Genomic DNA, 13,345 nt, shown 5'->3' with positions numbered 1-13,345 from the left:
TAATGACCCAAGAAGCCCGGACGTCAGCAAACACTAAGATATTGCTATGCCCCACTGACTTGCCGGGTTTCAGTGCGGTATTTGCCGTTGCCACACCTATTCCTGATGCCTCGGGCATTGCCCACGTGGTCGAGCATCTGGTGTTTCGTTCATCTACCCGATACCCCGAAGCACATAACCTGTTTGCCGCATTAGCCCTGCTTCCGGTAAAAATCAACGCCAGCACGCTGGCTGGCATTACCTACTATTTTATAGAAACCGCACATGAGCCTCTGTTTTACCAAGCATTGGAATTTGTTTACGCCGGGCTCATTCACTGCACCTATCGCAGCGATGACATAAAGCGAGAGAAAGACGGCGTTATCTTTCAAGAATTAACATTTCGTGAGCGCCAGCCTGGCTATGAGGCACATATTACTGATTTAATGACACAAGGCAGACACACGGAAGCCGTGGCCGGGGGCTTTAGCGGTGGACTCGCACAACTCACCGAGTCGGCGATAAATACATATAAAGCGACCTGCTACTCCCCGCAAAACATCACCCTTCTGGTTAATAACGGTGATATTCATAACATTACCACGCTACTTGATATTGCCGCCGCACAGGCAAGCATTCGGCCATACACTAATTACGACACCGGGGATGGTAACTTCGGGGATAATAACTCCGGGAGTGAAAGCGCCAGGCAAAAGCAGCACCCAACAGACACCAATGGCAGCAACACCACACGTAAAGAACAACCCCGCCCTGAACAAAGCAAAATGCTCTCTAGAGGGATTGCTGCGCTTATTGAATGTTTCATTAATGAAGGGATACAAACAGATTCTGCGGAGAGTTCATACTATGAAAACACAGAAATCAGTGTGCCATTTGAATATCTCAATAGCACCAGAGCCGCCTTGTTCCCATCAGTCATGACGAACAACCAGGCTTCGTTTGTGCGTGAAGCCAAAAGCAGCGGACAGTTTCCCTTCAATACGTTACCCGCGCTACCCAAGTACGTGCTAAATAACTGGGAGAGATTTCACCCTTTTCTTCAGGTAACAAATGCGCACAACGACTGGTACTACGCGTTTCCAATGGCCGACAAAATTCTCCCCCGCTTAGAAGCACTGCTGATGAGAGAGAAATTTTGGTCACCTCGCATTAGTGGTGATTGTTATGCGCAGGGCATTGGGCTGCACGAAAAAAATGTGGTGATATACGCAATCAATGATGCGGCCGCCGCGAACAGAAAAGCCTTTTGTGAACAGTTGCGCACACAACTTTTTGATGTTTGAATTTTCACCTGTTTTTTTGCATCGACAAACGTGAAACCATTGCCAGGTCAACCTCCTGCAGACATAATGCGATTCAAAGCAGGCGCTTCCTCACAGCGCTCTGTCTGCGCCAAATTGCTACCGCAACGATTCATATAACCACTTCTTAAAGGACGACTGCTTTAATGACCAGCTATTTCCTGCAGGCATTTATCTACCTTGTTGCTGCTGTAATTACTGTACCCATGGCGCGTCGCCTGGGTCTCGGTTCTGTGCTGGGCTACCTGGTTGCTGGCGTGGTCATTGGTCCGGTTCTACATTTAGTCGGCGATGAAACAGAAGCTATTCAACATTTTGCTGAATTTGGCGTGGTAATGATGCTGTTTTTAGTAGGGCTTGAACTCGAGCCAAAGTCATTATGGGCAATGAAAGCAAAGTTGTTTGGTCTTGGCGGTATTCAACTTCTACTCACTACCATTGCCATCACCTTTCTCGCACTTGAGTTAGGACAGCCTTTCTCGGTATCGCTCACTATCGGACTCATTTTCTCACTTTCATCAACGGCCATCGTACTACAAAGCTTTCAGGAAAAAGGGTTGGAACAAACGGAAGGCGGTAAAAACGCTTTTTCAGTGTTGTTGTTCCAGGATATTGCCGTTATTCCCATGTTAGCGTTAATTCCGCTATTGGCGCTCCCCGAGCTCATGGCTGCGGGAAATACAGCCGATGCCTCTGCACACAATTACAGTTTGGTTGAGGGTTTGCCTGCCTGGCTCTATGCCATTGTGATCATGGGCTCAGTCGCCGTGGTAACCGTAGGCGGTCACTATCTCAGCCGTCCGTTATTTAAGTATGTGGCATCGTCAGGATTGCGGGAAATTTTTACGGCAACATCCCTCATGCTAATGGTGGGTATTGCAGCACTGATGAGCCTGGTTGGGCTATCCCCGGCGTTAGGCGCTTTTCTGGCTGGAGTAATGCTGGCAAACAGTGAATTCCGTCATGAATTAAAGTCGAATATTGAACCGTTCAAAGGTTTACTGTTGGGGCTCTTTTTTATCACCGTGGGCGCGGGTATCGATATGCAACTGCTCACGGAAAAGCCAATGATCATTCTGGCACTTACGGTGAGCGTAATGCTGATCAAAGCTGTCATTTTGTTTATTGCTACTTTGTTATTTCGTATTCAAGGGCCTAACCGCTGGCTTTTCTCACTCAGCCTCGCGCAAGCCGGTGAGTTTGGTTTTGTGCTACTGAACTTTTCGTCGCAAAATTCCGTGTTGCCTCCTGAGCTCGTTGAGATCTTGTCCCTCGTCGTCGCTTTTTCCATGTTTCTCACTCCGGCGTTGTTCATTCTGTTTAGTTATGTGATTCTTCCTGCCTATACCAATAAAAGTAATCGGCGTCAGCCCGATAGCATTGATGACTACGGCACGGTCATCATTGCTGGGATTGGCCGCTTCGGTCAAATTGTTAACCGGTTGCTGCTGGCCAACAACATTAAAACCGTGGTACTAGATGTACGTGCCGAGCAAATAGACAACATGCGCCGCATTGGTACTCAAGCTTATTTTGGCGACGCTGCCCGGCCAAGCATGCTGCACACCGCAGGCATAGACAAAGCTTCCATGCTGGTTATTGCCATTAATGATAAAGAAGCTGCCATCGAAATGGTGAAGTACGTTAAACACGCATTTCCCCGGGTGAAAGTGCTTTCTCGGGCATTTGACCGCGGTCATGGATATCGTTTACGCCAGTCTGGAGCAAACTTCATTGTATCTGAAACTTACCACTCTGCCCTCGCCATGGGTGCCGAAGCATTACGTTCGTTAGGCATTCACGCCGTGCAGGCAGAAAAGCAGGTTGCAGCCTATAAACGCATTGAAGACAAGCAAAGCGATACGCTATATGAAGCCTGGTTAGACGATGCCAGCGGCGAGCGCATCGATAACAACTACATCAAGCTGTTTATTCAACTGGAAGCGTTAATTCAGCAAGCCCTAAAAGAAGCTGAACAAGAAGCGAATTCTGCGTTGCATGCCAAAGAACAAGATCCGCAGGCTCGCGCTATGGAAAAAGAACAGTAGTCATAGTCTGATTAAATAGCTCAACAACAAGGATTGCAATCATGGAGATAAGCCAGGAAAAGGTAGTAAGTCGCGACATCATTGCCCTACTCGAAGAGCACCTCGCAGATATGCACGCTACTTCACCACCCCAAAGCGTACATGCACTTGATGTAAGTGCGTTACAGGCAAAAGATGTCTGTTTTTTTACCGCTCGGGAAAATGGCGTGTTGCTCGGATGTGTGGCGGTAAAGCAACTGTCAGCTATGGACGCCGAACTTAAATCTATGCGTACAAGTCATGCAGCAAGGAATCGCGGTGTGGGTGCGGCATTGCTAAACGCCGCGCTAGCGTTTTGCAAACAACAAAAATACTCGTCATTAAGCCTGGAAACTGGCACCCAGGATTACTTTAGTGCTGCCCACCGGCTATATCATCGTCATGGATTCAGCGACTGTGGGCCCTTCGGGAATTACCATGACGATCCGCACAGTCGTTTTATGACTATTGCCATAGCCAGAACTTGCAAAAAAGCCGCTACTGATAGATAGGGGCGTTTTTATTCCTGTTCCGTAAATGCTTCTGCTTTTCTGATCCGCGATTGAATGGCCGGATGACTGGAAAACCAGCTATCCATGGTTTCGCTAGCGGAGGGGCGCAGTTCACTCAACTTTTTCATCGCATCAGCAAACGCCATAGGATCTTCACCGGCATTACGTAACTGACGTAATGCGAATTCATCGGCGTCTGCTTCGTGGGCTTGCGTAAATTTGTTATTTACCACCGTGGAACCAATGCCGAAAAACGCCTCCAGCGATCCGCTAATATCACCAAAGAAATAGCTCACGGCCAGTGTGGCAAACAACGATTCTGCAACCAGTTGCATAGAATGGTTGTTTTCTACATGACCGACTTCATGAAGAAAAATAGCATTTAATAACGCTTGGTCTCCATCGACCAGCGCTATCATTTCATCAGTAAAAATTATCGTGCCATCAGGTAACGCAAAAGCATTAGGGCCAATTTGCGGCGCATGGCGAAACTGAACACTAAAAACCTTGTGATTCGTACTGATGCTATCTTTCACATCGTAGAACCCTGTACGTATTTTTTCCTGCTCAGTTACATCCAGCTCTGACGGGTTTAGCAAAGTCGCATCTAAAGCGGATAACGATTGCTGCGAGGCAATGACTTTGGCCTTGTCTGGCACCAGGTTAGCGAAGTGCACCGCAGCCCAGGGCATTAACCAGCCAAACACAAAGTAAAGTAACGCTGGCACCAGCACCACACTGCCGAAAATCCAGCGCCGGTTAGTTTCTAATTTAGCAACCCCACCTTGTTCGCCGTCCAGCCATTGATTTAATAGCTCAGATTGGTCACAGACAAGCTGCTCCCGTGTTGGTAAGCGGATTTCCCTGGGTAACCGCCCCAGTTTAGGCGCGGTATCAAGAGAATCGAGGGTAAACACCCGTGCTTCACCGACATTATCGGTAATCACCATGTTTTGGGCATCAAGCATAACCGAGACGGTTGAAGACTCCGCACTTTGTTCAGAATAAAGCTGACCGGTGATCACGTCGTCTACCCGAGCGCTATATCGACATCGAACAGGTTTGCGGCTTCTTCTCCAACCGCTTCAGCACTGTTCCCTCTCGCCGCCATTACCTTTTCAGGTTCGGCCAACACATCGACATTTGATACGCTAGCGTACAATTGCGCCTTGCGGATTTTGGCCCAGGGAATAGCAAACCCAAGGCTGAAAATAATGGCCAGGGTATTAGTGACTCTAAGTTTGATCAGTTCCCACATTGCTAACGACGATTTAAAACCTGCTACGCCATCAAGTTCAGTGGCGCTGAATATATGATTACGGATCCGCGGTGTATAAAAACTGCCGGCAATGATAAAGGTAAGAAAGTACAGCGCTACGATACCGAAACCCAGCACGTTAGTTACACTTTCTGTATCTGAAGCTGTCATCACACTGGTAACACCAATCACGATACCGCCAACCATCATGATAACCATGCCTATTGCAGCAGCAGCGATACCCGTTCCGAAGTATTCACCGGTGTTGAGACGCGGCTTAAACTGGCGGTCGCCATACCAGGAACCCTCCAGCAAATATTCGTCCATCTTTTTCAAGTTGATAGGAAGGAGCAGGTACAGCGTGCACAAACTGATAATGGGCCAGACTAAAAAGACCATATAGGCCCGACCGATTCGACCTCGAAAACTAAAGCGCACATTGCGGTAGGCTGTCATACGCAACCGGAAACGATAGCTAAGTACAATCAGTACCGGGGCAAGCAAAGCCAATAGGCCCGCCACAATCAGACCGGCGGCCGGGCTAATATAACCGGCAAGAAAATAGCTGGCGAACAGCACTACGGCAATAATTCTGCCTTTTAATATTTGCAGCGGTTCTGCCAGGTAAGAGAAACGATGACCGTCTAGTTCTGTGTTGCCGTAAAAGTAGCGGTTAGTCCGCACCTTCGCCCAGGCAGAATAGATACCCAGGGTAACAATGGTCAGCAGTAAGTTAACTATCCAGATTGAAAAAAACTCAGACGTGATACCAAGAAATTTAACGGGTACCGTTCGCAACACGGTTTTGGCGGGTCGAGTTACACCGGCTGCTGTAACCACGTCGGTTTCAGGCGTTGATGCTGCAAGCGGTTCTTCTGCGGCCAGTGGCTGGGCACTTTCCCTTGCTGAAATAACGTGTTCAAGTTGTTCTATTTGCTGTTGCTGGGTTGTCGAAGGCGTGTTGGCTTGTTCCGAAACAAGTTGTTGGTGTAATTCTTTTATTTCGGCCAGCGTATAGCTGGAATAGTCGCTAGGCTTATCCATAGTTTTATTCTCTACTGCTTATTCATTCCATTGAGCGGGCTACCCCGCCCCTTAACATTACGCTTAACCAACAAAACCGACAAGTTTTTTCCCTGTTCGGCTGCCTGGGATGAGGTATAGTTAAGGTACTATTCCAGCTTATGGTTACTGCTGGCTGACGCTGCTTTAAGGAAAAATCGATGAAACAATCCATTGCTCTAACACTCTCATCATTCATGCTCGTTGCACTCCCCGCTTTTATGGTTGCAGCAACCGAAGAAGATAACGCGTCAGCACAAGCCACTACCATGGAAGTGCATAAAAGCCCGACGTGCGGTTGCTGCAAAAACTGGATTGCTCATATGCAGGAAGCGGGCTTTGCCGTTTCTCCCGTTGATCATGCCAACCTGTTCTCATTAAAGATGGAGGCGGGCGTACGCGAGCAATACCAGTCTTGTCACACCGGCATTATCGATGGCTACGTATTTGAAGGCCATGTACCGGCCAAGTTTGTTCAGCAATTTCTGCAATCACCGGCAGCAGACGCCATTGGCCTTTCTGTGCCGGCAATGCCTGTGGGTACACCTGGAATGGAAATGGGCGGCCGCTTTAGCCCCTATGACATCCTGCTTCTAAAGAAGGATGGAAGCGCAGAGGTTTACGCCAGCATTGCCAGTTACGATGAGCAATTTTGATTACAAAAACGATCCCCTTATATTCGATGGTGCTGTAGTCAGGCGTGAAACAGCACTAATCGAGGCGCGCTTTCACTTTGAATTTGATGATAAATTCAACGCCTTTGTTTTCCTCGCTGTTACAGGTAATCGAGCCACCAAGGGCATTGGTAATAATATTATAAGTAATATTCAGCCCAAGCCCGGTGCCACCATGACTGCGGTTAGTGGTAAAAAACGGGTCAAAAATGCGGCTTAAATTTTCTTTACTAATTCCCCTGCCATCGTCGCGATATTGCATCATGAACATATTATCTTCTTGTTCACTAATCCCAATGTAGATATTGCCAGAGTCGCGGTCTTTAAAACCATGATTGACGGAATTCATAATAAGGTTAGTGACCACTTGGGAAAGCAGGCCTGGGTTGGTCACGACATTAATATCATTGCGGCACTCCGTTGCTACGACCACTTTCGCTTTGCGTAACACAGAACTTAAACTGTAGAAGATTTCATCGAGATACTGATTAAGATTTACCTCCCGGTCTTCTTCACTGGTCTGATCCACCGCCACCTGTTTAAAGCTACGCACTAACTGCGCTGTTCTATCAATATTTTTCTTAATCATGCCCGCCAGTTCACTGGCGCTATTAAGATAATCCTCGAAGTCATTTTCCGTTAGATTTCCCTGTTCGTATCGGGTTTGGATATCGCGACATTCTTCCATTAATTGGGTAATACCGGTGAGTCCTATGCCCACCGGCGTATTAATCTCATGAGCAACACCCGCCACCAGCGATCCCAAGCTGGCCATTTTCTCTGACTCGACCAATTTACTCTGTGCCAGCTTCAGACTTTCAATGGTTTCAGACAAGCTGCGGTTAGTCGCCTTTAGCGCTTCGTTCCTGCTTATTATTTTTTCTTGCAGCGCTTTCTTTTCTGAAATATTACGGGTAATAGCATAGATGGCGGGGCCACCATTTAGCTTTATCTCTATCACAATAATTTCAGTCCAGAACAGCGAACCATCAGCCCGTTGATGCTGCCACTCCAGCATCTTGTTTCCATAGCCAGCTACCTGTTTTGCATTGTCTGCTACCATATCTTCAGAGCGACGACCGTCCGCTTGATACTCTGGTGATAGATCCATTGGCGTGAGGCCGAGGATTTCCTCTTTGCTGGAATAGCCGAACATATCTAACAGGACTTTATTGCAATCGATGAACTTGTGATCAATGAGCAGGCTCAGCCCATCTTGAGATTCATTAAATAAGGTCTCAAAGGTATTTTTCTGCTCTTTCAGCGCCAGCTCAAAGGCTTTACTTTCAGAGATATCACGCCAGCTCGCATAAATGACCTCCTCACCGTCCATAGTCATTTGGGTGAGAATAATTTCTACCCAGAGTGCATCGCCATTAAAACGTTTGATGATCCATTCAAAACGCACGCTGCCTTCCTGATGACAACGGGCCACCAGGGCGAGCCCTTTAGTTACCGATAAGGTGCCGTCGTGTTGTCGCGCTGGGGAAAAGTCGAATGGGGTTTTACCAATAAAATCATCTCTATTGTCAACGCCGACCAGCGTTAACATAGACGCATTACAGTCGATAAACACTTCGTCTTTAAAAATTGCCAGACCATCTTTCGAATTTCTGAAAACAGCTTCGAATCCGTTCTCACAATTGTTTACATCATTCATCAAGGCAAACCTGCAAAAAGTCAGTGGCGGCATCAAAAAGACGCCCCTCAACAGCAAAAAAATAGATCGTACTTAGCGGCTAAGATTCTTGTTTAAAATTAGCAAAGACCAGCGAGTTTGCCACCTTCTGCAATGGGTTGTTCGTTTAATAGGTTTACCAGGTCCGCATTTGAGAACGTTGAACGCTGCTTAGCTGTAAAGAATTATCTAATACGTTAAGTTTTTATATCTTTTTAGCAAAACGTAAAATTAGTTTAAAAAGTGCATGAACCTTAATGAAAAGCGGGCGTAGAGAATGTAACCCTCTTGGCCTGCTTTTTTAAGGATGAGGCATGAAAAGGTCTTTCTCCCTTATTGCACTTAGTTTATCGATTACTGCCTGTGGTGGCGGTGGTGGTTCTGACAGCACCCCAACAACACCGGTAACACCTACACCCACTCCGACAACCTATACGGTTACCGTTACCACCAGCGATGGCGGCTCATCTTCAGTCACCAGTGAAGCGGTAAACGAGAACAGCACGCTGTCAATCACACTTACGCCAGACTCGGGCTATGAACTCACCCGTGCTGAAGGCTGTGACGGCACACTGAACGGAACCACCTACACCACAGGGGCAATTACTGCTGCCTGTACTGTGTCCGCCACCTTTTCAGAAATCGACACCACAGTAAATGTTACCAGCGCTGAGCTAAGCGGCGGTGTGCTTTACCCCAGTTCTGTGACGACGCAGCAAGGTGAGCGTGTATCGATGACACTGGTACCCGATGTAACCAACATGATAGATGCGGTAAGCGGCTGTAACGGGTCATTGAAAGGTAACGTGTATAGCTTTACCGCCAGCGAAAGTTGTGAGGTTAGCGCAACCTTTACTCCCCAATCTGATACTACAACCCGTAGCAGCACTGGCGGTCAGAAAACGCTGGTATTGCCAGTGTCATTCGCAGGGCGCGATAGCCTTGAAGACTTTGGCACAGATGATCTGACAGCCCTGTTCATTACAGATGACGATGCAATTAATCAGTATGTGGTGAATGCGTCGGAAGGCGCTGCGTGGTTAGAGCCTCACGTGATGTCGAACTACACCCTTACCGCAACCGACACCACCAGCAGTGGCGAAACATATGGCTTTTCCCTTATTGATAACGAGGTAATGTTAGGCGATGCGCAGTTGCAGGAGATCTACGCCTGGATTGCTGAAAACGTGGAAGACTACACCAGTTTCGACCGCCTCATTACTGTTATTAACGACAGTCCGAATACGCCTTATGTTTGTTATGCCTCGCTAAATCACAGCAATGTACTGGAAAGCTGGGACCATTACGCGGCGTATACGGCAAGTGAATGTGTTAGCAAAGCTACGCTGTTGCACAACTTAGGTCATACCTTTGGCATGCGTCATGCGAATGCCAGTCGTTGTGAAACCTTGCCAGCCTCAAGCTTTGCTTACCGCAGTACAGAGGACTGCGCAGAAGATGGCGATGAAAGCCCCTTTCCTATGGGTGACATCGACGATCATGAAGCTGCATTTACTGCCCCTATGCGTAATTTAGCCGGTTGGCTTACCACCGATAACGTGATGATTGCCACGGCTGCAAGCGACGTGGATTTAGCGCAATCATCGTCACCCGCAGGTGGCGTGCAACTCTTGCGCGTACCCTATGCCCGAGACGCCAATGGTGATGCGGTATACATTAACTTTGAAGTGAAAACCCCCATTGGTCCTGATGCTTCACTGTTTGAAGAAATTGACTCAGATGCTGCGTATCAACTACTGGTTTCCATCCCTCAAACCCGAAATACCACCGGCACCAATAGCCCGTTAGATGCGCTTTATCTTATGACAGAAGATGAAACGACATTAGGCATTTCAGAAGATTACGTTGATACCTATCGCGGTATTACAGTGAATGTGAACGGCACCCAGGGCACCGGTGAAGCACTGACTGTCAGTTTGTCGGTAACACCACCCGCACTCATTCCCCAACCGGCATTATCGACCCTACCCGGGGCGGCTGCGAATGAAACCGTTACCGTTATGCTCACCAATGAATCTGACAGTGCGGTTAGCGGACTTAGCGAAACTCTGGACGGGTTAAATGCGGCTTATTTCACTATTCAGTCGTCTACCTGTGCTGGCGCAACATTGGCACCAGATGCAAGCTGCGCCGTTGTCGTTGCCCGCACGTCGAACAATCCAGCATTGGCGGCAGTACGCTTTAGTTCAGATAGCGGCGCCGTGCAGCAAGCAGAAGTCGAGGCCATTGCGATAAATCAAACCTACGACAGTGCAGCCACACTGGAATGGATGGCACTGAGTGACTACCCGCGAATGTCACTGTTTGAAGCGGTCGCCTTCTGCGAACGCCGGGAAGATGGCGGCAACACGGATTGGCGCGTTCCGATGCAGGAAGAACTCAACGCGGCGTTCGTAGAAAGCGCCACGCCACCACTGGATTTAGGCTCTACCACCTATGATCGCTATTTCTGGTCGGTGTCTATTGCAGCGGATCTGTCGATGAATACGTTGGCAGTAACGTCTGAAGGAAACAGTATGGCTGATTCACCGCGCAGTTCTATTCGACACGTGGTGTGTACCCGCACACTCTAATGTGTTGGGAATATAGATAGCAAGAACAGGCGTGCAGCAAAAACTGCGCGCTTTTTTATAGCCTGTATAGCTAACACACCATAATATCCAGAAGTAAACTCACGTCAACTGGTTTGTCCAGTTGACCTATCCAAAGCAAGCTGGCATGCTTAACTAACAATTCATTAACTTTATACCTTATGGCCGACAGCTCACTTCCGTCGCAAGAGTCGCTTTTCATTACTGACAAACACCATCAGCTTCACTTGAGGCACATTCATAAAAATGACAACTGTGCGCCGGTGCTGATGATTCACGGCGCTATTGAAAACGGTAAGATTTTCTACACTGAGTCTGGCAAAGGTCTCGGCTGCTATCTCGCAGAACAAGGTTTTGATGTTTTCGTGGCAGACATGCGTGGTCGAGGGAAAAGCACACCACCTATCAGAGACGATCAGGCACACGACCAAACCGACCAAATCACCCGCGATATACCGTTGATGATTGAGTTTATCTGGCAGCGCACGGGGCAACCCGTCCATATTATTTGTCATTCCTGGGGCGGCATTCTGGTGGCTTCTGCCCTCGCCCGCTTTCCAAAGCTGGTTGAGAAAGTGCGCAGCCAGGTGTGTTTTGGCAGTAAACGCAGTGTGTACGCCAGAAATCTCGAAAAGCTGATAAAAGTCGACTTGATCTGGAAGTGGTTGTCCCCCCTCATTGCCAGACACAAAGGCTACCTACCGGCCAAACAATACAAAATAGGCTCCGATGACGAAACCCGGGAGTCGTTAAGACAAAGTGTGCATTGGGTTAAACACACCCCGTGGCGAGATATTAAGGACAGTTTTGACTATGCGGCAGCAGCGGAATCTACCACCTGGCCACCAACCTGGCACATTGCAGCCGTGGCCGATCATGCGTTGGGACACCCTGAAGATATCCGCCGGTTTATCCGTGAGACGGGAAATACTGACAGCTTTTTCACTTTACTGAGTAAAGCCAATGGCAATGCTTTGGATTACGATCATATCAATATGCTTACTCATCCTGCCGCCAGAGAAGACCACTTTCCAGACTTAGTGGCGTGGTTGAAAGAACGCTAAGCAAACTGCGGTGACCATTAATAAACAAACAGCCGTGAGCCAACGAGAAACAAACAGCTAACAGGGCTGGCGGGGCTGGCGATATACAGCCTCATCCGCCTCTTCACATTGGTTCGCGACTATCAACCAGGACTAGCGGGACAAATTCACCACTACACGTCCGCGCACTTTTCCTTCCAGCAGTTGTTTACCGGTTTCAATAACCTCACCAAGCCCAATTTCATGTGAAATCTCAGCCAGCAAATCATCATCAACCAGTTCTGCTAGTTTCGACCATGCAACTTCCCGATCTTCCAGCGGACGCATCACACTGTCGATACCGGCTAATGTCACGCCGCGTAAAATAAATGGCATCACAGTGGCAGGTAAATCATATCCCTGTGCCAAACCACATGCGGCGACGATACCGCCGTAACCTGTCGATGCGCAAACATTTGCCAGGGTATGACTTCCTACTGAATCGATGGCTGCAGCCCACCGCTCTTTTGCCAATGGACGGCCTGGCTCAGACAAGGTATTGCGGTGGATGATCTCCGTGGCCCCCAGCTTTTTCAGGTAATCAGCTTCTTCCATGCGCCCGGTAGAAGCCACTACGGTATAGCCAAGCTTCGCCAGCAGTGCCACGGCAAAGCTGCCAACCCCACCGTTAGCGCCGGTAACCAATACTTCGCCGCTGCCCGGCTCAATGCCATGATTTTGCAGCGCCATCACGCACAACATAGCCGTATAGCCCGCAGTCCCAATTGCCATTGCATGCCGTGGTGACATTCCCTCGGGCAACTTAATCAGCCACTCATTCTTCAACCGGGCCTTTTCCGCCAGACCGCCGCAGTGCGTTTCTCCTACACCAAAGCCATTTAACAATACTCTATCGCCAGGCTGAAAACGTGAGGAGCCCGACTGGGTAACGGTTCCCACTAAATCCACCCCCGGGATCATCGGGAATCGCCTTACTACTGGACTTTTTCCGGTAATCGCGAGGCCATCTTTGTAGTTCAGAGTGCTATACATCACATCAATACTCACATCCCCGTCCATTAGCATGTCTTCGCTAATGCTGGTAAGTTCGGCCTGATAATTATCGTCCACTTTGTCGATAACGATTCCTCTGAACATAT

General features: G+C 48.4%; 10 protein-coding genes. 6 read left to right on the top strand and 4 right to left on the bottom strand.

Going from position 1 to position 13,345, the window contains the following annotated elements; all coding sequences use genetic code 11:
* Positions 1-2 precede the first annotated feature (2 nt).
* The 3 genes from ACXAGX_RS06575 to ACXAGX_RS06565 all read left to right on the top strand — a co-directional run bounded on the left by ACXAGX_RS06575 (position 3) and on the right by ACXAGX_RS06565 (position 3,879).
* Positions 3-1,283 (top strand): insulinase family protein, encoded by a 1,281-nt coding sequence (locus ACXAGX_RS06575; RefSeq protein ID WP_474837338.1) that lies wholly within the window; start codon positions 3-5, stop codon positions 1,281-1,283.
* Positions 1,284-1,447: 164 nt separating this feature from the next.
* A complete protein-coding gene (locus ACXAGX_RS06570; protein ID WP_474837336.1) occupies positions 1,448-3,349 on the top strand; it encodes a monovalent cation:proton antiporter-2 (CPA2) family protein in 1,902 nt (633 codons plus the stop codon).
* 41 nt (positions 3,350-3,390) lie between these two features.
* Positions 3,391-3,879 (top strand): GNAT family N-acetyltransferase, encoded by a 489-nt coding sequence (locus ACXAGX_RS06565; RefSeq protein WP_474837334.1) that lies wholly within the window; start codon positions 3,391-3,393, stop codon positions 3,877-3,879.
* Between the two features lie 8 nt (positions 3,880-3,887).
* Here the strand turns inward: ACXAGX_RS06565 and ACXAGX_RS06560 are convergent, their stop codons facing one another.
* Together ACXAGX_RS06560 and ACXAGX_RS06555 are read right to left on the bottom strand one after the other, a co-directional pair.
* Positions 3,888-4,904 (bottom strand): M48 family metallopeptidase, encoded by a 1,017-nt coding sequence (locus tag ACXAGX_RS06560; protein ID WP_474837332.1) that lies wholly within the window; start codon positions 4,902-4,904, stop codon positions 3,888-3,890.
* A gap of 5 nt (positions 4,905-4,909) precedes the next feature.
* The gene (locus tag ACXAGX_RS06555; RefSeq protein ID WP_474837330.1) at positions 4,910-6,181 is read right to left on the bottom strand and encodes a YjgN family protein; all 1,272 of its coding nucleotides are present in this window, start codon (positions 6,179-6,181) and stop codon (positions 4,910-4,912) included.
* Positions 6,182-6,360: 179 nt separating this feature from the next.
* Between ACXAGX_RS06555 and ACXAGX_RS06550 the strand changes: the two genes are divergently transcribed.
* Positions 6,361-6,855 carry a DUF411 domain-containing protein gene (locus tag ACXAGX_RS06550; protein WP_474837328.1) on the top strand — a complete coding sequence of 165 codons (495 nt, stop codon included), beginning with the start codon at positions 6,361-6,363 and terminating at the stop codon, positions 6,853-6,855.
* A 55-nt stretch (positions 6,856-6,910) separates the two neighbouring features.
* On the opposite strand, the gene ACXAGX_RS06545 is transcribed toward ACXAGX_RS06550, so the two are convergent.
* The gene (locus tag ACXAGX_RS06545; protein WP_474837326.1) at positions 6,911-8,533 is read right to left on the bottom strand and encodes a PAS domain-containing sensor histidine kinase; all 1,623 of its coding nucleotides are present in this window, start codon (positions 8,531-8,533) and stop codon (positions 6,911-6,913) included.
* Between the two features lie 332 nt (positions 8,534-8,865).
* On the opposite strand from ACXAGX_RS06545, the gene ACXAGX_RS06540 reads away from it, so the two are divergent.
* Complete coding sequence (locus tag ACXAGX_RS06540) at positions 8,866-11,145, top strand: InlB B-repeat-containing protein (protein WP_474837324.1); 2,280 nt, start codon at positions 8,866-8,868, stop codon at positions 11,143-11,145.
* Between the two features lie 179 nt (positions 11,146-11,324).
* Entirely contained in the window at positions 11,325-12,227 is a 903-nt protein-coding gene (locus ACXAGX_RS06535; RefSeq protein ID WP_474837322.1) for an alpha/beta fold hydrolase, read from the top strand.
* Between the two features lie 132 nt (positions 12,228-12,359).
* Here ACXAGX_RS06535 and acuI read toward each other — a convergent pair whose 3' ends face one another.
* Complete coding sequence (gene acuI, locus ACXAGX_RS06530) at positions 12,360-13,343, bottom strand: acrylyl-CoA reductase (NADPH) (RefSeq protein ID WP_474837320.1); 984 nt, start codon at positions 13,341-13,343, stop codon at positions 12,360-12,362.
* Positions 13,344-13,345: the final 2 nt, after the last annotated feature.

The organism is Alteromonas sp. ABV4_515 (assembly GCF_056160345.1).
This window is presented reverse-complemented; position numbering and strand designations above follow the sequence as displayed.